This is a genomic window from Hydrogenophaga sp. RAC07 (genome assembly GCF_001713375.1).
GTDB lineage: Bacteria > Pseudomonadota > Gammaproteobacteria > Burkholderiales > Burkholderiaceae_C > Hydrogenophaga.
Genome location: NZ_CP016449.1, coordinates 2,705,165 through 2,724,362, shown reverse-complemented (window position 1 = coordinate 2,724,362; position 19,198 = coordinate 2,705,165). Strand labels below are relative to the sequence as shown.

Sequence of the window (19,198 nt, the reverse complement as noted above, 5' to 3'; positions counted from 1 at the left end):
ACGGCTCAGTTGGTGGCGGTGGCGGGTGCGCTCAGGCGCATGGCGGTGCCCTCGCGGATCAACCCGGCCTGCGCGCGCAGCAGTTGGGTGCCGGCTGGCAGACCTTCCACCGCGCGCATCGGCTCGGATCCCTGCAAACCGGTGGTGCCCGGCTGCAGCGGCACATGGACCACCGCGCCCTCGCGCACCACCTGCACATAAGGCTGGGGCTTGTCGTTGCGAACGGTCGAGGCGGGCACGGCCAGCGCGGTGACCGAACCCGTCACGATGTGACCCTGTGCAAACAGGCCCTGGCGCATGCCGGGCAGTGCGGGCACGCGCAGGTACACCAGCACGCTGCGGCTCGCGGCCTGCACGCTGGGGTTGATGCGTGCCACGGTGGCCTGCACCGGTTCGGGCTGTCCTTCGACCGTGAGGCGCGCGGTCTGCCCGACCTGCACCGCCACCGCGTCGGCCGGCGCAATGGCCGCTTCCATCTCGAAGCCCGAGAGGTCCACCACATCGAGCACGCGGGTGTCGATGCCCACCCGTTCGCCGTTCTGCACCAGCCGGGCTGAGACCTGACCGGTGAGCGGGGAACGCAGCGTGGTGTCGGCCAGCGACTTGCGCGCGATGTCCAGTGCGGCGAGCGCCGCCTGGTGCGTGGCTTCGGCGCTGGCGAGGTTGGCGCTGGCGTTGTCGAGGGCGGTGTTGGAGATGAAGCCCTGGCGCACCAAGGCCTGGTTGTTGTCGAAGGTTCGCCGTGCAATCGCCACCTGCGCCTGCGCCGACTCGGCCTGGCGCATGGACTGGCGCACGCGGGCCTGCGCTTCGGTGCTGTCGATGCGCGCCACCACCTCGCCCGCTTTCACGCTGTCGCCTTCGCGCTTGGTCAGGCCCTGGATCTCGCCGGCGGTTTTGGCCTTGATGGCGGCGGTCTGCAAGGCATCGACCGAGCCCGACAGGGCAATGGTCTGGGTGAGCTCGATGCTTTGCACCGTCACCACGTCGGTGGGTGAGAGCGTGTAGGTGGGCGCCTTCTGCAGCGATTCGGCCGCCGCCATGGCCGCTTCGTTCGTGGCCTTGCGTTTGCCCAGCGCGCGCGTGACTCCCAGGGCAATGCCGAGCACCAGCGCAATGAGCAGCAGCCACTTGATCCAGAAAGACAGCGGGCGGCGGGGGTTCATGGCGGGTGGCTTGAAAAAGTCAGACGGTGGGTCGGCCGGGCGCGGCCAGCATGCCGGTGAGCAGCAGGTCGACCTGGGCATCGATGAAACCGACGGGGTCGATCTGCGCCGTGGCCGGGCAGCACGGCGCCATGGAGTGTTTCCACATCAGGAGGAAGATCATCGGCGCGATCAGGCTGTAGACCGCGTATTCCATGGGCAGCGGTCGGAAATCGCCGCGGTCCACACCGCGCTGGAGGATGCGGCGGATCAGGTCGTGACCGGGTTCGATCACTTCCTGTTGGTAGAAGGCCGCGATCTCGGGAAACATGCCGGCCTCGCTCATCACCAGCTTGGTGATGCCCGAGGCGGGGGTCATGCCGATGCGTTCCCACCACGAATGCATGCAGTAGCGCACCAGCTCGGCACTGTCGCCGCTGAAGCGCTCGAACTCTTCGTTCCACTCGGTGAAGCGGCCGGCGATGTTCTCGCGCACGACCGCCTTGAACAGCTCTTCCTTGCTCGGGAAATACAGGAAGAGCGTGCCCTTGGACACACCGGCCATGGCCGCCACTTCCTCGACCCGGGTGGCGGCAAAGCCTTTTTCAACGAACAGCGTGAGTGCCGCGTCCAGCAGCTCGCCCGGGCGCGCTTCCTTGCGGCGCGAACGGCGCTGCGGAAAGTCGGGCTCAACGGGGGAGCTGGTGTCTGGTGACAAGGACATGAGGGTATTTTAATGACCGACGGGTTATTAAATATACCCCACACCCCTCCCTCCCCCGTGTCCCCGCGGTAAAGCCCCGGCCCAGGGGGGGCGGGGCCCCGACGCTTCAGGAAAACGCCTGGATGCCGGTGATCGCACGGCCCAGGATGAGCGCGTGGATGTCGTGTGTGCCTTCGTAGGTGTTGACCACTTCCAGGTTCACCAGGTGGCGCGCCACACCGAACTCGTCGCTGATGCCGTTGCCGCCCATCATGTCGCGCGCCAGGCGTGCAATGTCGAGCGCCTTGCCGCAGCTGTTGCGCTTGAGGATGCTGGTGATCTCCACCGCGGCCGTGCCTTCGTCCTTCATGCGGCCCAGGCGCAGGCAGCCCTGCAGGCCCAGGCTGATCTCGGTCAGCATGTCGGCCAGTTTTTTCTGGATCAGCTGGTTGGCGGCCAGCGGGCGGCCGAACTGCTGGCGGTCCATCACGTACTGGCGGGCGCGGAAGAAGCAGTCTTCGGCGGCACCGAGCGCGCCCCAGGCGATGCCGTAGCGCGCGCTGTTCAGGCAGGTGAACGGGCCTTTCAGGCCACGCACCTCGGGGAAGGCGTTCTCTTCGGGGCAGAAGACCTCGTCCATGACGATCTCGCCGGTGATGGAGGCGCGCAGGCCCACTTTGCTGTGGATGGCCGGGGCGCTCAGGCCCTTCATGCCCTTGTCCAGGATGAAGCCGCGGATGGAGCCTTCGTCGTCCTTGGCCCAGACCACGAACACGTCGGCGATCGGCGAGTTGGTGATCCACATCTTGGCGCCCGAAATGCTGTAGCCACCGGGCACCTTCTTGGCGCGCGTGACCATGCTGCCGGGGTCGGAGCCGTGGTTGGGTTCGGTCAGGCCGAAGCAGCCGATCCAGTGGCCGCTGGCCAGCTTGGGCAGGTACTTCTGTTTCTGTTCTTCGCTGCCGAATTCGTTGATCGGCACCATCACCAGCGAGCTCTGCACGCTCATCATGGAGCGGTAGCCCGAGTCCACACGTTCGACCTCACGCGCCACCAGGCCGTAACACACATAGTTCAGGCCGGCACCGCCGTAGGCCTCGGGGATTGTCGCGCCCAGCAGGCCGAGTTCACCCATTTCGCGAAAGATCGCCGGGTCGGTCTTCTCGTGGCGGAAGGCCTCGGTCACGCGCGGCAGCAAGCGTTCCTGGCAGTAGGCAAAGGCCGCTTCGCGCACCTGGCGCTCGTCGTCGGTGAGCTGCTGGTCCAGGTGGAAGGGGTCTTCCCAGCTGAAGCTGGCTTTGGCTTTGGTGGGGGAAAGCATGGTCGGTGTCTCCGTGTAGTGGGGTGGCAATGCGTGCATTGTCCGCCCGGCATGAATACCTGTCTAATATCGAATAGGTATCCGTCCATACAGGAAAGCTATTCATGGAATTCCGCCACCTGCGCTACTTTCTGGTGCTGGCCGAAGAGCTGCACTTCGGCCGCGCCGCGCAGCGGCTGTCCATCACCCAGCCGCCGCTGTCGCTCAACATCCAGCAGCTCGAAGCCTCGGTGGGCGCCCAGCTCTTCACACGCAACAGCCGGGGTGTGCAGCTCACCGCTGCGGGGCAGGCGTTTGTGCCCGCAGCGCGCTCGTTGCTGGACCAGGCTGGCCTGGCCGCGCGCGAAGCGCGCGAGGTGTCGCAGGGCATGCTGGGCAGCCTGCAGATCGGTTTTGCCGGTACCGTGCTCTACCGCGGGCTGCCGCAGATCCTGCAGGGCTTTGCGGTGGACCACCCCAAGCTGCGCCTGGTGCTGCGCGAACTGAGTTCGAGCGACCAGCTCATCGACCTGATGCACGAGCGGCTGGACATCGGCTTTGTGCACACCACGCGCGTGCCGGCGGGCTTCTCGCAGATCCTGGTGTCCCGCCAGCCGTTCGTGGCCTGCCTGCCCGCCAACCATGCGCTTGCGAAACGCAAGCGGCTGTCATTGGCCCGGCTGCAGGGCGAGCCGTTTGCGGTGGTCTCGCGCGCCGTCTCGCCCGACTACCACGAGCGCATCCTCGGCCTGTGTGCAGACGCCGGGTTTTCGCCCGAGATCCGGTTCGAGTTGCGCCACTGGCTCAGTGTGGTGTCCATCGTGTCGCAAGGGCTGGGCTGTGCGCTGGTGCCGGCGGCCCTGCAGCAGGCCGGGCTGCCCGGCGCGGTGTTTGTGCCGCTGGATGTGGACACACCACCGTACGAGACCCACTGCCTGTGGAAGACCGACAGAGACCAGGCCGCGCTGGGGGCATTCCTGGGCGCGGTGCGTGGCTTTGCCCAGCCACTACAGTGAGGCATTGAAAGAATCCTGCGTCGCATGCGACCAACGCAGGTCAACACACTGGAGAAGACAATGAGCGACAGACAAGTACTGGTTTTGGGCGGCGGTTGCTTCTGGTGCACCGAGTCGGTGTACGTGGGGGTCAAGGGCGTGACCGACGTGGAGTCGGGCTACAGCAACGGCCACGTGAAGCAACCCAGTTACGAGGCGGTGTGCACCGGCACGACGGGGCACAACGAAGTGGTGCGTCTGGAATACGACCCGGCGCAGATCAGCACGCGCGAGATCCTGGAAATCTTCTTCGTGATCCACGACCCGACCACGCTGAACCGCCAGGGCAACGACGTGGGCACGCAGTACCGCAGCGGCATCTACTACACCACGCCGGAGCAGCAGCAGGTGGCGCAGGACCTGATCGACGAGCTCACCCGCGACAAGGCCTTCGGCAAACCCATCGTGACCGAGGTGGTGCCGCTGGACAACTACTCGGCCGCCGAGGCCTACCACCAGGACTTCTTCGAGCGCAACCCCAACCAGGGCTATTGCATGATGGTGGCGGCGCCCAAGGTGGCGAAATTTCGCAAGACGTTTGCGCGCCTGGCCAAGTAGGCCGGTTCAGACACAGAAAAAGGACGCCGCGGCGTCCTTTTTCGTTGTGGGCCATTAGGCGTTAGTTGCGGGGCGCGGCCGTCGCGGCCGCCAGCGCCGTCATGTTGAGCACGCGCCGCACCGTGGCCGCCGGCGTGAGGATGTGCACCGTGCGCGCGGCGCCCATGAGGATGGGCCCCACCGTCACACCGCCGCTGGCGGTGGTTTTCATCACGTTGTAGAGGATGTTGGCCGCGTCCAGGTTGGGGCAGATCAGCAGGTTGGCCGAGCCCGTGAGCGTGGTGTCGGTGAGGTAGGCGGCACGGATCTCGGGCTGCAGCGCGGCGTCTCCGTGCAACTCGCCGTCGCACTCGATCTCGGGATGCGCGGCCACGAACAGGTCGCGGGCGTTGGCCATCTTGCGTGCGGAGGCGCGTTTGCTCGACCCATAGCTGGAGTGCGAGAGGAACGCCACCTTGGGCGGCAAGCCGAAGCGCTGCACCTCCTGCGCCGCCATCCACGCAATCTCGGCCAGCTCTTCAGCGCTCGGCATCTCGTTCACATAGGTGTCGGCGATGAAGATCGGGCCGCGGTCGGTCATGAGCGCGTTGACCGAGGCGTACAGGCCCGCGCCCTCGCGGCGACCGAGCACGTGGTCGATGCGCTCCAGGTGCGTCATGTAGCCGCCCACCAGGCCGCAGATGAGCGCGTCCGCGTCGCCCAGCGAGACCATGAGCGAACCGATGATGGTGTTGGAGCGCCGCACCGCCGCCTTGGCCACCTCGGGCGTGGCGCCCTCGCGGCCCATGAGCTGGTGGTAGTGCTCCCAGTACTGGCGAAAGCGCGGGTCGTCCTCAGGGTTCACGTTCAACACGTCCTGCCCGAGCTTCATGCGCAGGCCGGCCTTGGCGATGCGCGCCTCGATCACGGCCGGACGGCCAATGAGGATGGGCACGGCGATCTGGTCGTCGATGGCCATCTGCGCGGCGCGCAGCGCGCGTTCGTCTTCACCGTCCGCGTAAGCCACGCGCTGCTTGTTCGGCAGGGCCTTGGCCGCGTTGAAGATCGGCTGCATCAGGATGCCGGTCTGGTAGACGAAGCGGCCGAGCTGCTGGCGGTAGGCCTCCATGTCCTGGATCGGCCGTGTGGCCACGCCGGAGTCGGCCGCGGCCTGGGCCACGGCCGGCGCTATGCGCAGGATCAGGCGCGAGTCGAACGGCTTGGGAATGATGTAGTCGGGACCGAAGCTGAGCTCCTGCCCGGCGTAGGCATTGGCCACTTCTTCGCTGGTTTCGCTCTTCACCAGGTCGGCGATCTGGCGCACGCAGGCCAGTTTCATTTCTTCGGTGATCCTGGTGGCGCCGCAGTCGAGCGCGCCCCGGAAGATGTAGGGAAAACACAGGACGTTGTTGACCTGGTTCGGGTAGTCGCTGCGGCCGGTGGCGATGATGCAGTCGGGCCGCACGGCCTTGGCCAGTTCGGGCCGGATCTCCGGCTCGGGGTTGGCCAGCGCGAGGATGATGGGCTTGGGTCCCATGGTCTTGACCATCTCGGCGGTGAGCACGCCGGGCGCGGAGCAGCCCAGGAACACGTCGGCGCCATTGACCGCGTCGGCCAGGGTGCGCAGCGGCGTCTGCTGCGCGTAGCGAGCCTTCGATTCGTCATAGCCGCCGGGGCGGCCTTCATAGATGACACCCTTGGAGTCGCAGACAAAGATGTTCGCGCGCGACACACCCAGGCCCACCATCACGTCCAGGCAGGCGATGGCGGCCGCGCCCGCGCCACTCACCACCAGCTTCACCGCGCCGATGTCCTTGCCCACCAGCTCCAGGCCGTTGAGCAGGGCGGCGGCCGAGATGATGGCGGTGCCGTGCTGGTCGTCGTGGAACACCGGGATGCCCATGCGCTCGCGCAGCTTCTTCTCGATGTAGAAGCACTCGGGCGCCTTGATGTCTTCGAGGTTGATGCCGCCCAGTGTGGGCTCCAGCGCGGCAATGATCTCGACCAGCTTGTCCGGGTCCTTTTCATCCAGTTCGATATCGAACACGTCGATGCCCGCGAACTTCTTGAACAGGCAGCCCTTGCCCTCCATCACCGGTTTGGCGGCCAGCGGGCCGATGTCGCCCAGGCCGAGCACGGCCGTGCCGTTGGTGATCACACCGACCAGGTTGCCGCGGCTGGTGTATTCGGCCGCCAGCGTGGGGTCGGCTTCGATGGCAAGGCACGGGTAGGCCACGCCGGGCGAGTAGGCCAGCGAGAGGTCACGCTGGTTGGACAGGGGCTTGGTGGGGGTGACGGCAATCTTGCCGCGCGAGGGCGTGCGGTGGTACTCAAACGCGGCGTCGCGCAGGGCTTCTTCGGCGGGGGTCATGTGTGTCTCCTGTGACCGTTGTTGTGCGTTTCATTGTGCCCCTCGTCGGGGGCTTCGCAAGAGGGATATCAGGTGGGTTGCAGCAGATCGAAGAGGGTTCGCGCGATCACCTGGGTGGCGCGCCGCAGGTCTTCCAGCACCAGGTTTTCGTCAGCACGTTTGGCGTTCGATTCGCGCACCGTGCGCGGGCCCGCACCGTAGATCACACCCGGAATGCCGTGCTCGCCGTAGATGCGCACGTCGGTGTAGAGCGGCGTGCCCACGGCGGGAATGGCTTCGCCGAAGATGGCCTGGCCGTGCTTCTGGATCGCATCGATCAGAGGTTTGTTGCCTGGCAGGGGCTTGAGTGCGCGCGCCAGCAACATGCGGTTCACCTTCACACGGATCGCGCGGCCGCCGCGCGGCGGGTTGAAGCTGGCCGCGGCCTGCTCGATGGTGCGGCGCAGGGACGCTTCCACCTCCGCCGGATCTTCCTCGGGGATCATGCGGCGGTCGACTTTGAACACCACCTTGCCGGGGATCACGTTGGTGTTGGTGCCGCCGCTGATCTGGCCCACATTGAGGTAAGGGTGGGTGATGCCTTCAACGTTCGACGTGACCTTCAGGTAGTCGGTGTTGAGTGCGTAGAGCGCATTCAGGATGTGCGTGGCGCCCTGCAGCGCGTCGGTACCGCTGTCGGGAATGGCGGCGTGCGCCATGTCGCCGTGCACGGCCACTTCGAGTTGCAGGCAGCCGTTGTGCGCGACCACCACCTGGTAGCTGAAACCGGCGGCGATCATCAGGTCGGGCTTTGTCAGGCCCTTCTTCAGCAGCCAGTCGGGGCCGACTTCACCACCGAACTCCTCGTCGTAGGTCACGTGCAGTTCCACGCCGCCGGCAAGCTTGGCGTTCAAGGATTCGAGGGCACGTATGGCGAAGGTGAAACTGGCGATGTCGCACTTGCTCACCGCCGTGGCGCGGCCGTAGATCCTGCCGTCCACGATCTCGCCGCCGTAGGGGTCGTGCGTCCAGCCTTCGCCCGGTGGCACCACGTCGCCGTGGGCGTTGAGCGCAATCGTTTTGCCCGGGCCGTAGGGGCGGCGCACGATCAGGTTGGTGATGCTCTGCAGGCCGGCGGCTTGCACTTCAGCTGCCGGCACAGCGTGTTTCTCGGCGGCGAGGCCCATGGCCTCCAGCAGCTCGGCCGTGCGTTCGGCGTGCGGTGCGTTGTTGCCGGGGGGCGTGTCGGTGGGCACACGCACGAGCTCCTGCAGAAAGCGCACTTCCTCGTCGAAGTGGGCGTCGATCCAGGCGTCGAGTTGTTGTTCTGTGGTCATGGGGCTCAGGTGTTGTGTTCGGAAGCGAGTTGGTCGAGCAGGTGCGAGAAGGCGTTGACGCACAACTCGATGTCGTCGCTGGTGGAGGATTCCAGCGGGTTGTGGCTGATGCCGCTGTTGAGGCCACGCACAAACAGCATGGCCTGGGGCATCACCTCGTGCAGCTTCATCGCATCGTGGCCGGCGCCGCTGGGCATGCGGTGCAGCGGCACGCCCAGGGCGGTCATGGCATTTTCCCAGCGGGTTTGCCAGGCGGGCGCGCTGGGCGCGGCGGCGGCGCGCATGGTCTCCTCCAGCGTGAGGCCGATGCCGCGTCGTTCGCAGATCGCGCGCAGCTGCGCGAGGATGTCGCGCTCGAGTGCATTGCGCTGGGCGTCGCTCGGCGCACGCAGATCCAGCGAAAAGCGGCAGCGCCCCGGCACCACGTTGATGGAGCCGCCGGGCACCTGCAGCATGCCGATGGTGGCGACCGAGTCGCCGTCGGCCTGTGCACGCTGTTCCATGAAGAGCGCAAGCTCGGCCACCGCGCTGGCGGCGTCGCGCCGACGGTTCATGGGCGTGGTGCCGGCGTGGCTGGCCATGCCGATGGCTTCGCACTGGTAGCGCACGCTGGCGTTGATGGAGGTGACGACGCCCAGCGGCAGGTCCATCTCGTTGAGCACCGGGCCTTGTTCGATGTGCACCTCGACGAAGCCGAGGTACTTCGACGGATCTCGTTGGAGTGCGCCGATGGCCTCCAGCGTGGCCGGGAGGCCGGCGTGCTGCATGGCCGCACGCATGGTCACGCCGTCGGCGTCCTGCTGGTCGAGCCAGGCCGGGTTGAAGTGGCCGGTGAGGGCGCCCGAACCCAGGAAGGTGGCCTTGTAGCGCTGGCCTTCCTCTTCGGCAAAGCCCACCACCTCGATGGCGAACGGCAGGCGTTTGCCCGCCGCGTGGAGTTGTTTCACACAGGCCATGGGCACGAAGATGCCCAGACGCCCGTCGTACTTGCCGCCGTTGCGCACGGTATCGAAGTGGCTGCCGGTGAGCAGTGTCTTGGTTCCCTCTCCCGCCTGCGGGAGAGGGCCGGCCTTGTAGACACCCACCACATTTCCGACAGCGTCTATCGACACCTCATCAAACCCGCATGCCTTCATGCGTTCGACCAGATCCGCAGCACACGCCCGGTGCGCATCGGTCAGGTAGGTGACGGTGAGCTGGCCCTGTTCGGCAAACCCGGGATCGCTGTGGCGCGCCAGGTCCTCGTGCCAGTCCCACACCTCGTTGCCGACCGCGGGTGTGAAGCCGAACTTGTCGTTGAGGCGGATCTCGGCGATGCGGTGGATGTTGCGCAGGCACTCGGCGCGCTCGAAGTCCACCGGGTGGCTCAGGCGGCGCTCCACGGTGGCGATGATCTCGCGCTTGGACAGGCCCGTGCCGCGCGGTCCGCGCACCGCGAGGATGAAGGGAAAGCCGAACTTCGCGATGTACTGCGCGTTGAGCTGCTGGATGTGCGCGAGCTCCTCGGGCGTGCAGTTCGTGAGGCCAGCCTTCTGCTGTTCGTTGGTGGACTCGGCGGTGAGCGAACGGCTTTCCATGGCCTTGCCCGCGAGTTCTGGGTGGGCGCGGATCAGCGCGAGCTGCGCGTCCAGGCCGGCGTCGGCCAGCACCGCCACCATGGCGTGTTTGAGCGCGGCGAGCGATGCAAAGGGCCGTTTGGCGAGTGCCTGCTCGGCGATCCACGGCGAGTGTTCGTACAGGCCATCGAGCAGGTGAAGCGCTTCGGCGGGCGTGGCGCTGTTGAGTTGTTGCAGGGTGGTGGTCATGGCTCAGGTCGGGACCGGGTGGTGTTGGCGCCAGTGGCGGGCGATGTCGATGCGCCGCGCCACCCACACGTGGTCGTGTTGCGCGATGTGGTCCAGAAAACGCTGCAGCGCTGTGATGCGACCGGGCCGGCCGAGCAGGCGGCAGTGCATGCCGATGCTCATCATCTTGGGACGATCCAAACCGCCCGGGTCGCCTTCGGCATAGAGCGCGTCGAAGCTGTCCTTGAGGTACTGGAAAAACGGGTCGGCGTGCGAGTAGCCCTGCGGCAGTGCAAAGCGCATGTCGTTGCAGTCCAGCGTGTAGGGCACGATGAGCTGGTGGGTGTTGCTGCCGTCGGTCTTTTGCACCTTCATCCAGAACGGCAGGTCATCGCCGTAGTAATCGCTGTCGTACTCGAAGCCGCCGAAGTCCGCCACGAGGCGGCGCGTGTTGGGGCTGTCGCGCCCCGTGTACCAGCCCAGGGGCCGGTTGCCGGTGAGCGCCTGCATGATCTGCATGGCCTGCGCCATGTGGGCACGCTCGGTGGCCTCGTCCACGTTCTGGTAGTGGATCCACTTGAGGCCGTGGCAGGCGAATTCGTGGCCGAGTTCTTTCAGCGCAGCGGTCACGTCGGGGCAACGCTGCAGCGCAGTGGCCACGCCGAACACGGTGAGCGGCAGACCTCGCTGCTCGAATTCGCGCAGGATGCGCCACACGCCTGCGCGCGATCCGTACTCGTAGATGCCTTCCATGCTGATGTGCCGCGCGGGGTAGGCCGCCGGGTTGAACATCTCGGAGAGGAATTGTTCGGACGCGTCGTCGCCGTGCAGCACGCTGTTCTCGCCACCTTCCTCGTAGTTCAGCACGAACTGCACGGCGATGCGCGCACCGTTCGGCCAGCGGGCATGTGGCACATCGCGGCCATGTCCGGCCAGGTCGCGGGGGTAGGGCAGGGTGGCGTCGTAGGTCATGAAAGCGCGATCGAAATGTCGTTGATGGGCAGCTTGCGGTCGAAGGTGAGGTTCTCTTCAACATGCTGAAGGTGCTCGGTCATCAGGCGCACGGCCAGTGCTTCGTCGCGCGCGGCCAGGGCCTTGACGATGTCGGCGTGCTCGTCGTGCGAGTGCGCGGCGGCCTGGTTGGTCTGGTACATGAGCGTGATCAGCGCGCAGCGCGAGATGAGGTCGCGCAGCAGTTCGGCCAGCACCGTGTTGCCCATGAGTTCGGCCATGCGCACGTGAAAGTCGCCCAGCAGTTCGGTGCGCCCGGCCACGTCCTCGTTGTTCACGGCCTGCTTTTCTTGCGCCACGTGTTCGCGCAGCGCCTTGATGCGTGCAGGGGTCACGGACTGCACAAAGGCGCGCGTCATTTCTGCTTCCAGCATGCGTCGCACCGCAAACACCTGCTTCGCTTCTTCCACCGAGGGTGCAGCCACAAACGCCCCGCGCGCGGGCTCCAGGCGGATCAGCCGGTTCTGCGACAGCTGGAACAGGGCCTGTCGCACCAGTGTGCGGGAGACCCCGAAGTGGTCGGCCAGCTTCTGCTCGGCCAGCTTGGTGCCGGGGTTCAGGCGGTGCTCGACGATGGCGCGCGTGAGCGACTCGACGATGTGCAGGGTGCTGGAGGTTTCCATGGATTCATCATAGCCAGAAAACCGGAAAAGTGTATACACTTTCAGTCGACTGATCACCACCGGAGAGACCACCATGGGCTTGAGTACACACGTTCTGGACACCATGCACGGCTGCCCCGCCGCCGGCATGCAGGTGGAGCTGCACACCACCCAGGGCGACCAGGCCACGCTGGTCAAGCGCTTCACACTCAACGCCGATGGCCGCAACCCCGACGGCATGCTCTACGACCACGCCAGCCTGAAGGTGGGCACCTACCGCCTGGTGTTCGATGTGAAGGGCTACTTTGCGGCCAGGGGCGTGGCGCTGCCCGAGCCCAATTTCCTCAACCGCGTGTCGCTCGACTTCGGCGTGGCGCACGCAGACCAGCACTACCACGTGCCCCTGCTGGTGAGCCCGTGGAGCTATTCAACTTACAGGGGAAGCTGAGACCACGTTCTCCCGGCCTGAAAACGTGCCTTGACCCAGAACGCGGCGGAACTGGCTCCGCCAGGCCGCACGCGTTGCCCCCTTCAGGGCGTGACGCCGCAGGCGGCGCGGGGTGTCACTTACTGCGCTGTCCTTCGGTCAGCGTGTCGAGCTGGAAGTTGCCGCTCTTGTCCCAGAGCCAGACGTCGGTGTAGGTCACGCTGCCCATGCGCACCGGCGCGGGGAACGGGGCGGCCGCGCGCACGGTGCGTTCGATCTCGCGCATCACGTCCGGCACATGGCTTGGTGCACGCATCCAGCTCACGTTGCGCACATGACCGCGGTTGTCCACCTCGACCTGCAGCACGCCGACCGCGTGCATCAGCGGCGGCAACTGGCCTTTGTAGATGCGGTGGCCGTTGCGTTCGTAGATGTGACGAGCGCCGTCCTTGCGGTAGTCCAGAGGCGACACCGCGTTCGAGATGAACTCGGGCGGGGGCAATTGTGAGACCGGTGGCGGTGCGGGGGCCGGCGCGGGTGGGGGCGGCGGCGCGGGGGGTGGCGGTGGAGGTGGCGTGGCGCAAGAAGCCAGCAAGGCGGCGGTCAACACGCCGATCCAGGCCCAGGAGCTGCGGGCGGACCGGGCGGCGGGATGCGGTGCGGGTTCGATGTCTCTCATGTGGGCAAACCTGTTGGAACTGATCGGACCCGGTCTCGCATCGAGAGCGCATATGAACGGGTGGATGGCGTGTATTGTGGATCGGCTGTGGCGTTTCGCACAGTAAGGTCGATACTGGGCCGCTCGGTCCCCGTTTACGTCTCCATACACATTCTTTGACATCGGCGCCACACATGCACGGCGAGCTTGAAACCTTTCTGCTGAATCTGGCGCAGGGTCCTGCGGTGCTCATCACCGTTGAGCACACGCGCGGCTCCGTTCCTCGCGAACCGGGTGCGTGGATGGCGGTCTTTGCCGACGCGACACGCGGCGAAGTGGGCACGATCGGCGGCGGCCAGTTGGAGTGGAAAGCAACACAACAGGCCCGCGAAGTCCTGGCGCGCTGGGCCCTGCGGCCCGGCGATGTGCCGTCAGATTGGCGCGAGCGCATCACGCTCGGCCCGAGCCTGGGCCAGTGTTGTGGCGGCACGCTGGTGCTGCGCTTCGAGCCGGTGGATGCGTCGCATGCGGCGCAACTGCGCGAGCGCTTGCGGCCATCACACACGCCGCTGGCGCTGTTTGGCGGCGGCCATGTGGGGCGGGCCATCGTGCAGGCACTGGCACCCCTGCCGTTCGACGTGAGCTGGATCGACAGCCGCGACGGTGTGTTTCCTGCGAAGCTGCCCGATCAGGTGACCACCGAACATTCAGACCCGGTGCACGCCGCCGTGCGCGATGTGCCCGCAGGGGCCTGCGTGCTGGTCATGAGCTTCTCCCACGCCGAAGACCTGGATGTGGTGGCCGCCTGCCTGCAGCGCCAGCGCGAGCACAACGACCTGGCCTTCATCGGCCTGATCGGCAGCCGCACCAAGTGGGCGACCTTTGGCCATCGCCTCGCCGAGCGCGGCTTCAGCCCCGCAGAGCTGGGTCGCGTGACCTGCCCGATCGGCTTGCCGGGCATCGAGAGCAAGCAGCCGGCGGTGATCGCCGCGTCGGTCGTGGCTCAGTTGTTGCTAGCCGTGAATGCCACTGAGGCCGCTGCTGTCGCGGCTTGATTGTGCTCAATATGTGTATACACTTTGCCGATTCGCAAGCTCTGACCTTGCTGTGAGACGCCATGGAAACCTACCTGCTCGACTGGGCCAACCTGCTGCTGCGCTGGCTGCATGTGATCGTGGCGATTGCCTGGATCGGCTCGTCTTTCTACTTCGTCTTTCTCGACAGCAGCCTCACGCCGCCTGAGGACGAACAGCTGAAAAAAGACGGTGTCAGCGGTGAGCTCTGGGCCGTGCACGGCGGCGGCTTCTACCACCCGGTGAAGTTCGCGGTCTCGCCGCCCCAGCTGCCGGAGCACCTGCACTGGTTCTACTGGGAGAGTTACTCCACCTGGCTGTCGGGCTTCGCGCTGTTCCTCATCTCGTATCTGTGGAGTCCCAGCGTCTACCTGATCGACCCCAAGGTGTTCGTCTGGAGCCCGGCGGCTGCCATTGCCGGTGCGTTGGCCTTCCTGGTGGTCTTCTGGCTGCTGTACGACGCGATTTGCCGCACCTTGGGCCAGAGCAAAAACGGGGACGCCAAGGTAGGCGCGCTGGTGTTGGTGCTGGTGTGTGTCGCGGCCTGGCTGGCCACGCAGCTGTTCGCCGGGCGCGCGGCCTTTCTGCTCATGGGTGCGATGATCGCCACCGCCATGAGCGCCAACGTGTTCTTCTGGATCATCCCGGGCCAACGCACCGTGGTGGCCGACCTCAAGGCGGGTCGCCCGGTCGACCCGATCCACGGCCAGCGCGGCAAGCAGCGCAGCGTGCACAACACCTACTTCACGCTGCCGGTGTTGTTTGCGATGTTGAGCAACCACTACAGCTTCACCTACACGCACCCGCAGAACTGGTTGATCCTGATCGGCATGATGTTCGCGGGCGCGGCGATCCGCCAGTTCTTCGTCATGCGCCACGGCTTCAAGCTGGGCCGCAACAAGCACCCTTGGCCGTACGCGGTGGCGGGCGGGGCGGTGCTGATCGCGCTCATCGTCTGGCTCAAGCCCGCGCCGGTGCAGGCGGTGGCGGTGCCCGACGTGGTGAGCTACGCGCAGCTCAAACCGGTGATCGAGCAGCGCTGCGTCATGTGCCATGGCGAGGCTCTGCAGTCGAAGAACGTGCGGCTCGATTCGCCCGAGGCGCTCAAGCAGCACGCGCAGACGGTGTACCAGCAGGTGGTGGTCGCGAAGCTGATGCCGATGAACAACGCGACGGGCCTCACGGACGAAGAGCGCGCCTTGTTTGCGCAATGGTTCAAGGGTGGCGCTCGGTTGGACTGATGCATGGGCGGGGCGCCTCAGGGGAAATGGCATGTGCGGTACCCTCAAGGCCATCTCACCAACCCGTTGCACACACCATGAAAACGAAAGCCGCCGTCGCCTGGAAAGCAGGCCAGCCCCTCACCATTGAAACTGTCGATCTCGAGGGCCCGAAGTTCGGCGAAGTGCTGGTTGAAATCAAGGCCACCGGCATCTGCCACACCGACTACTACACGCTCTCGGGCGCTGATCCGGAAGGCATTTTCCCGGCGATCCTGGGCCACGAAGGCGCGGGCATCGTGGTGGACGTCGGCCCCGGCGTGACCTCGCTGAAGAAGGGCGATCACGTCATTCCGCTCTACACGCCCGAGTGCCGCCAGTGCAAGTTCTGCCTGAGCCGCAAGACCAACCTGTGCCAGCTGATCCGCGGCACACAAGGCAAGGGCCTCATGCCCGATGCCACCAGCCGCTTCAGCCTCGACGGCCAGCCCATTTTTCATTACATGGGCACCAGCACCTTCAGCAACTACACCGTGGCGCCCGAAATCTCGCTAGCCAAGATCCGCGAAGACGCACCCTTCGACAAGGTCTGCTACATCGGCTGCGGCGTCACCACCGGCATCGGTGCGGTGATCTTCTCGGCCAAGGTCGAGGCGGGCGCCAATGTGGTCGTGTTCGGCCTGGGCGGCATTGGCCTGAACGTGATCCAGGGCGCGAAGATGGTGGGCGCCGACAAGATCATCGGCGTCGACCTGAACCCCGCGCGCGAAGCCATGGCACGCAAGTTCGGCATGACGCACTTCATCAACCCCAAGGAAGTTCCGAACGTTGTTGATGCCATCGTGCAGCTCACCGATGGCGGCGCCGACTACAGCTTCGAGTGCATCGGCAACACCAAGGTGATGCGCGACGCGCTGGAGTGCACGCACAAGGGCTGGGGCCGCAGCATCATCATCGGCGTGGCCGAAGCCGGCGCCGAAATCTCCACGCGCCCGTTCCAGCTGGTCACCGGCCGCAAGTGGGAAGGTTCGGCCTTCGGCGGCGCCCGCGGCCGTACCGACGTGCCCAAGATCGTCGACTGGTACATGGAAGGCAAGATCAACATCGACGACCTGATCACCCACAAGCTGCGCCTGGACCAGATCAACGAAGGCTTCGATTTGATGAAGCGCGGCGAATCGATCCGCGCGGTGGTGGAGTTTTGATGGGCATCGAGACGCTGAGCGAGCACCGGTGCTTTGGCGGCGTGCAGGGGTTTTACAAACACGCCTCCACCGAGATCGGCCTGCCGATGAAGTTCGGCGTGTACCTGCCGCCGCAGGCGCAGCACGGCCCGGTGCCGGTGGTGTTCTTTCTGGCCGGCCTGACCTGCAACGAAGAAACCTTTGCCATCAAAGCCGGCGCCCAGCGATACGCCGCTGAACTGGGCCTGGCCATCGTCACCCCCGACACCAGCCCGCGCGATACCGGCATCGAAGTCGCCGACGCGTCCTGGGATTTCGGTCACGGCGCCGGTTTTTACCTGGACGCCACCCAGGAGCCCTGGGCCAAACACTTCCGCATGGAAAGCTGGATCACCAAGGAATTGCGCGATTTGGTGCTGTCAAATTTCCCGACGCGGCCCGACAGGGTGGGTATTTCAGGCCATTCCATGGGCGGCCATGGCGCCCTGACGCTGGCGCTGCGCCACCCCGGTCTCTACCAGAGCGTGTCCGCCATCGCACCGATCTGCGCGCCCAGCCAGTGTCCGTGGGGGGAGAAGGCCTTCACCGGGTATCTGGGAACTGATCGTGCAGGTTGGGCTGAGCACGACGCCGTGGAATTGATCAAAAGCGGGCGCCGGGTGCTGCCGCTGCTGGTCGATCAGGGGTTGGCGGACAAGTTTCTGTCCGTTCAGCTAAATCCCCAATTGTTGGAGCAGGTGTGTCGTGATTTCGGGCAGCCGCTCGAGGTACGCCGGCATGAGGGGTATGACCACGGGTATTGGTTAATCGCTTCAGTGGTGGCCGATCACATCCGCCACCACGCCGGTGCTGCCTAAGAAATAGGGGTGAATTGCATACGCCTTTCGTGGTCTTCAACTGTCGAATTTGCTTACAGGAGTACAGGGAAGATCTCGTGCGGATTTTCATCTTCCTTGATAATCAAAGACTTTTTGACCTGGCCCTGATCTTGCTCTCAACGTTACGTAGCAGGTCAGTCCGTTCATGCAAGGAGAGTTCAAATGGTTAGATTCATGAAAGCAGCCGCCGCTGCGTCTGTCATCGTGGCGAGTTTCTTCGCAGGCAGCGTGAGTGCTGCCACGGTCTACTGCCCGGACGGCGCTGGTGGCTCACTAACCGCACCGACCAGCGGTCGGTACATCCAGGTGACCAATGCCGCCAACCCCGGTGAGTGCTACTACCAGGATGGAAACCTCGACAGTCCGCTGGTGCCTGGTGGCGATCCTGCTTACGAGGTTGCGGGTTATCAACTCATCGATAAGAACGGCATTCCCGGTACGTTGCTGATTGGCGGCTACGCTAACGGCGCTACGTCCGGCATTTGGCAACTGGCAGCCAACATCTGGAACAGTTATGACCAATTGTTTCTGGGCTTCCACTTCGGCAACGGTGGTGGGTCGCCTGACTCCTTTATCGTCGAATTGGAGGATGGCATGACCAGCGGAGACTGGAGTCTGTTCGCTGTCTCCCCTGACAGACTCAATGGCTTGTCCAATCTCTACTTGTTCACCAAGCCCTGCATCGGTGATGCCTGCGACCCGGGCGAAGTCCCCGAGCCAGGTAGCTTGGCTCTTTTGGGTGGCGCTCTGCTAGGTCTGACGTTGATTCGCCGCCGCCGGACCTAATTAGGCCGCTTCTCCTGGAAAAGCCCGCATGCGGGCTTTTCTGTTTTCTCGCGGGGCCCATCGATAATCAGCGCCTTTGCTCTAGCCTCTTTGCATGCGCATCCGCCACTTCGACCTCATCGCCTTCGACTGGGACGGCACCCTGTTCGATTCCACCGCGCTCATTGCTCGCAGCATCCAGCTGGCCGTCACCGACGTGGGGGGCACGCCGCCCACCACCCAGGCCGCCAGCTATGTGATTGGTATGGGCCTGATGCAGGCGTTGGCGCATGCCGCGCCCGACTTGCCGCCGGAGAAATACCCTCTGCTGGGGGATCGTTACCGCCACCACTACACCGCGCGCCAGCATGACCTGAGCCTGTTTGACGGCGTGTTGCCGTTGTTGGCCGAGTTGAAGGAGCGCCAGCACCTCCTGACCGTGGCCACCGGCAAAAGCCGCCGCGGGCTGGACGAGGTGCTGCGCACGGTGGAGCTGGTTGGCCTGTTTGATGGTTCACGCACCGCGGACGAAACCGCGGGCAAGCCGCACCCGATGATGCTGCACGAACTGATGAGCGAATTCGGTGTGGCGCCAGAGCGCACGCTGATGATTGGCGACACCACGCACGACCTGCAAATGGCGCTGAACGCCGGTTGCGCAAGCGTGGGCGTGAGCTACGGCGCGCACGAACCCGACGCGTTTCACGAACTCAAGCCCTTGTTTGTCGCCCATTCGGTGCGCGAACTGCACGACTGGCTCAACCAACACGCCTGAGGTTCCCATGACGCCACCCACCGACGATCCGGTCCACCCGCTGTGCAACAGCCGCGATCTGGTCGACGGGGGCAGGGCGGTCTCGTTCGATGTGAACTACGCGGGCCAGACCTGCCGCGCATTTGCGGTGCGGTTTCAGGGCCAGCCACAGGCCTACCTGAACCGCTGCTCGCACGTGGCGATGGAGCTCGACTGGCAACCCGACCGCTTTTTTGACGACACCGGCCGCTGGCTGATGTGTGCCACGCACGGAGCGATGTACGAGCCCGCAACCGGTGAATGCCGGGGCGGACCGTGCCGTGGCGGACTGTTCAAGATCGAACTGCTGGAGCTCGATGGGGTGATTCACTGGCGGTCACAATACCACCTCAAACCTGTTGAATTCTGAGAAATC

Annotated in this window: 19 protein-coding genes; 10 read left to right on the top strand and 9 right to left on the bottom strand. The window is 65.3% G+C overall.

Features of this window, described 5'->3' with window-relative positions:
* Window positions 1–5: 5 nt before the first annotated feature.
* From BSY239_RS12640 to BSY239_RS12630, 3 genes are all read right to left on the bottom strand, one after another.
* Entirely contained in the window at window positions 6–1,166 is a 1,161-nt protein-coding gene (locus BSY239_RS12640; protein ID WP_069047169.1) for an efflux RND transporter periplasmic adaptor subunit, read from the bottom strand.
* A gap of 19 nt (window positions 1,167–1,185) precedes the next feature.
* Window positions 1,186–1,869: a TetR/AcrR family transcriptional regulator gene (locus BSY239_RS12635; RefSeq protein WP_069047168.1), complete on the bottom strand. Its 684-nt coding sequence runs from the start codon at window positions 1,867–1,869 to the stop codon at window positions 1,186–1,188.
* A gap of 106 nt (window positions 1,870–1,975) precedes the next feature.
* Window positions 1,976–3,169, bottom strand: a complete 1,194-nt coding sequence (locus tag BSY239_RS12630; RefSeq protein ID WP_069047167.1) for an acyl-CoA dehydrogenase — start codon at window positions 3,167–3,169, stop codon at window positions 1,976–1,978.
* A 104-nt stretch (window positions 3,170–3,273) separates the two neighbouring features.
* Here BSY239_RS12630 and BSY239_RS12625 point away from each other — a divergent pair, with 104 nt between their 5' ends.
* A complete protein-coding gene (locus BSY239_RS12625; protein ID WP_069047166.1) occupies window positions 3,274–4,164 on the top strand; it encodes a LysR family transcriptional regulator in 891 nt (296 codons plus the stop codon).
* 60 nt (window positions 4,165–4,224) lie between these two features.
* Window positions 4,225–4,761, top strand: a complete 537-nt coding sequence (msrA, locus tag BSY239_RS12620; protein ID WP_083240194.1) for a peptide-methionine (S)-S-oxide reductase MsrA — start codon at window positions 4,225–4,227, stop codon at window positions 4,759–4,761.
* A gap of 61 nt (window positions 4,762–4,822) precedes the next feature.
* Here the strand turns inward: msrA and BSY239_RS12615 are convergent, their stop codons facing one another.
* The 5 genes from BSY239_RS12615 to BSY239_RS12595 form a co-directional block, all read right to left on the bottom strand.
* Window positions 4,823–7,111, bottom strand: coding sequence for an NADP-dependent malic enzyme (locus BSY239_RS12615; protein WP_069047164.1), 2,289 nt, complete (start codon window positions 7,109–7,111; stop codon window positions 4,823–4,825).
* 68 nt (window positions 7,112–7,179) lie between these two features.
* Entirely contained in the window at window positions 7,180–8,427 is a 1,248-nt protein-coding gene (locus BSY239_RS12610; protein WP_069047163.1) for a M20/M25/M40 family metallo-hydrolase, read from the bottom strand.
* A 5-nt stretch (window positions 8,428–8,432) separates the two neighbouring features.
* A complete protein-coding gene (uraD, locus tag BSY239_RS12605) occupies window positions 8,433–10,232 on the bottom strand; it encodes a 2-oxo-4-hydroxy-4-carboxy-5-ureidoimidazoline decarboxylase (protein WP_069047162.1) in 1,800 nt (599 codons plus the stop codon).
* A 3-nt stretch (window positions 10,233–10,235) separates the two neighbouring features.
* Complete coding sequence (gene puuE, locus BSY239_RS12600; RefSeq protein WP_069047161.1) at window positions 10,236–11,183, bottom strand: allantoinase PuuE; 948 nt, start codon at window positions 11,181–11,183, stop codon at window positions 10,236–10,238.
* Window positions 11,180–11,845, bottom strand: a complete 666-nt coding sequence (locus BSY239_RS12595; RefSeq protein WP_069047160.1) for a GntR family transcriptional regulator — start codon at window positions 11,843–11,845, stop codon at window positions 11,180–11,182. Before BSY239_RS12595 ends, puuE begins: the two co-directional genes overlap by 4 nt.
* Before the next feature lie 73 nt (window positions 11,846–11,918).
* On the opposite strand from BSY239_RS12595, the gene uraH reads away from it, so the two are divergent.
* Window positions 11,919–12,272, top strand: a complete 354-nt coding sequence (gene uraH, locus BSY239_RS12590; RefSeq protein WP_069047159.1) for a hydroxyisourate hydrolase — start codon at window positions 11,919–11,921, stop codon at window positions 12,270–12,272.
* Between the two features lie 115 nt (window positions 12,273–12,387).
* On the opposite strand, the gene BSY239_RS12585 is transcribed toward uraH, so the two are convergent.
* On the bottom strand, window positions 12,388–12,930 hold the full coding sequence (locus tag BSY239_RS12585; RefSeq protein WP_069047158.1) for an energy transducer TonB: 543 nt from the start codon (window positions 12,928–12,930) through the stop codon (window positions 12,388–12,390).
* Window positions 12,931–13,103: 173 nt separating this feature from the next.
* Between BSY239_RS12585 and xdhC the strand changes: the two genes are divergently transcribed.
* The 7 genes from xdhC (at window position 13,104) to BSY239_RS12550 (ending at window position 19,192) form a co-directional block, all read left to right on the top strand.
* Window positions 13,104–13,964, top strand: coding sequence for a xanthine dehydrogenase accessory protein XdhC (gene xdhC / locus BSY239_RS12580; RefSeq protein WP_069047157.1), 861 nt, complete (start codon window positions 13,104–13,106; stop codon window positions 13,962–13,964).
* A gap of 62 nt (window positions 13,965–14,026) precedes the next feature.
* Window positions 14,027–15,223: a urate hydroxylase PuuD gene (locus BSY239_RS12575; protein WP_069047156.1), complete on the top strand. Its 1,197-nt coding sequence runs from the start codon at window positions 14,027–14,029 to the stop codon at window positions 15,221–15,223.
* A gap of 77 nt (window positions 15,224–15,300) precedes the next feature.
* Window positions 15,301–16,407, top strand: a complete 1,107-nt coding sequence (locus BSY239_RS12570) for an S-(hydroxymethyl)glutathione dehydrogenase/class III alcohol dehydrogenase (protein WP_069047155.1) — start codon at window positions 15,301–15,303, stop codon at window positions 16,405–16,407.
* A complete protein-coding gene (fghA, locus tag BSY239_RS12565; protein ID WP_069047154.1) occupies window positions 16,407–17,243 on the top strand; it encodes an S-formylglutathione hydrolase in 837 nt (278 codons plus the stop codon). The genes BSY239_RS12570 and fghA overlap by 1 nt, the downstream gene beginning before the upstream one ends.
* 195 nt (window positions 17,244–17,438) lie before the next feature.
* Window positions 17,439–18,050, top strand: coding sequence for a PEP-CTERM sorting domain-containing protein (locus BSY239_RS12560; RefSeq protein WP_069047153.1), 612 nt, complete (start codon window positions 17,439–17,441; stop codon window positions 18,048–18,050).
* Between the two features lie 94 nt (window positions 18,051–18,144).
* Window positions 18,145–18,804 carry an HAD family hydrolase gene (locus tag BSY239_RS12555; RefSeq protein WP_069047152.1) on the top strand — a complete coding sequence of 220 codons (660 nt, stop codon included), beginning with the start codon at window positions 18,145–18,147 and terminating at the stop codon, window positions 18,802–18,804.
* A 7-nt stretch (window positions 18,805–18,811) separates the two neighbouring features.
* Entirely contained in the window at window positions 18,812–19,192 is a 381-nt protein-coding gene (locus BSY239_RS12550; protein ID WP_069047151.1) for a Rieske (2Fe-2S) protein, read from the top strand.
* Window positions 19,193–19,198: the final 6 nt, after the last annotated feature.

What these genes read in the sequence shown, in the direction of transcription:
- xdhC (WP_069047157.1), top strand. Translation starts at nt 13,104, where the DNA reads ATGCACGGCGAGCTTGAAACCTTTCTGCTGAATCTGGCGCAGGGTCCT.
- BSY239_RS12570 (WP_069047155.1), top strand. Translation starts at nt 15,301, where the DNA reads ATGAAAACGAAAGCCGCCGTCGCCTGGAAAGCAGGCCAGCCCCTCACC.
- BSY239_RS12595 (WP_069047160.1), bottom strand. Translation starts at nt 11,845, where the DNA reads ATGGAAACCTCCAGCACCCTGCACATCGTCGAGTCGCTCACGCGCGCC.
- BSY239_RS12555 (WP_069047152.1), top strand. Translation starts at nt 18,145, where the DNA reads ATGCGCATCCGCCACTTCGACCTCATCGCCTTCGACTGGGACGGCACC.
- BSY239_RS12585 (WP_069047158.1), bottom strand. Translation starts at nt 12,930, where the DNA reads ATGAGAGACATCGAACCCGCACCGCATCCCGCCGCCCGGTCCGCCCGC.
- BSY239_RS12575 (WP_069047156.1), top strand. Translation starts at nt 14,027, where the DNA reads ATGGAAACCTACCTGCTCGACTGGGCCAACCTGCTGCTGCGCTGGCTG.
- BSY239_RS12640 (WP_069047169.1), bottom strand. Translation starts at nt 1,166, where the DNA reads ATGAACCCCCGCCGCCCGCTGTCTTTCTGGATCAAGTGGCTGCTGCTC.
- msrA (WP_083240194.1), top strand. Translation starts at nt 4,225, where the DNA reads ATGAGCGACAGACAAGTACTGGTTTTGGGCGGCGGTTGCTTCTGGTGC.
- puuE (WP_069047161.1), bottom strand. Translation starts at nt 11,183, where the DNA reads ATGACCTACGACGCCACCCTGCCCTACCCCCGCGACCTGGCCGGACAT.
- BSY239_RS12625 (WP_069047166.1), top strand. Translation starts at nt 3,274, where the DNA reads ATGGAATTCCGCCACCTGCGCTACTTTCTGGTGCTGGCCGAAGAGCTG.
- BSY239_RS12610 (WP_069047163.1), bottom strand. Translation starts at nt 8,427, where the DNA reads ATGACCACAGAACAACAACTCGACGCCTGGATCGACGCCCACTTCGAC.
- uraD (WP_069047162.1), bottom strand. Translation starts at nt 10,232, where the DNA reads ATGACCACCACCCTGCAACAACTCAACAGCGCCACGCCCGCCGAAGCG.
- fghA (WP_069047154.1), top strand. Translation starts at nt 16,407, where the DNA reads ATGGGCATCGAGACGCTGAGCGAGCACCGGTGCTTTGGCGGCGTGCAG.
- BSY239_RS12635 (WP_069047168.1), bottom strand. Translation starts at nt 1,869, where the DNA reads ATGTCCTTGTCACCAGACACCAGCTCCCCCGTTGAGCCCGACTTTCCG.
- BSY239_RS12560 (WP_069047153.1), top strand. Translation starts at nt 17,439, where the DNA reads ATGAAAGCAGCCGCCGCTGCGTCTGTCATCGTGGCGAGTTTCTTCGCA.
- BSY239_RS12630 (WP_069047167.1), bottom strand. Translation starts at nt 3,169, where the DNA reads ATGCTTTCCCCCACCAAAGCCAAAGCCAGCTTCAGCTGGGAAGACCCC.
- BSY239_RS12550 (WP_069047151.1), top strand. Translation starts at nt 18,812, where the DNA reads ATGACGCCACCCACCGACGATCCGGTCCACCCGCTGTGCAACAGCCGC.
- BSY239_RS12615 (WP_069047164.1), bottom strand. Translation starts at nt 7,111, where the DNA reads ATGACCCCCGCCGAAGAAGCCCTGCGCGACGCCGCGTTTGAGTACCAC.
- uraH (WP_069047159.1), top strand. Translation starts at nt 11,919, where the DNA reads ATGGGCTTGAGTACACACGTTCTGGACACCATGCACGGCTGCCCCGCC.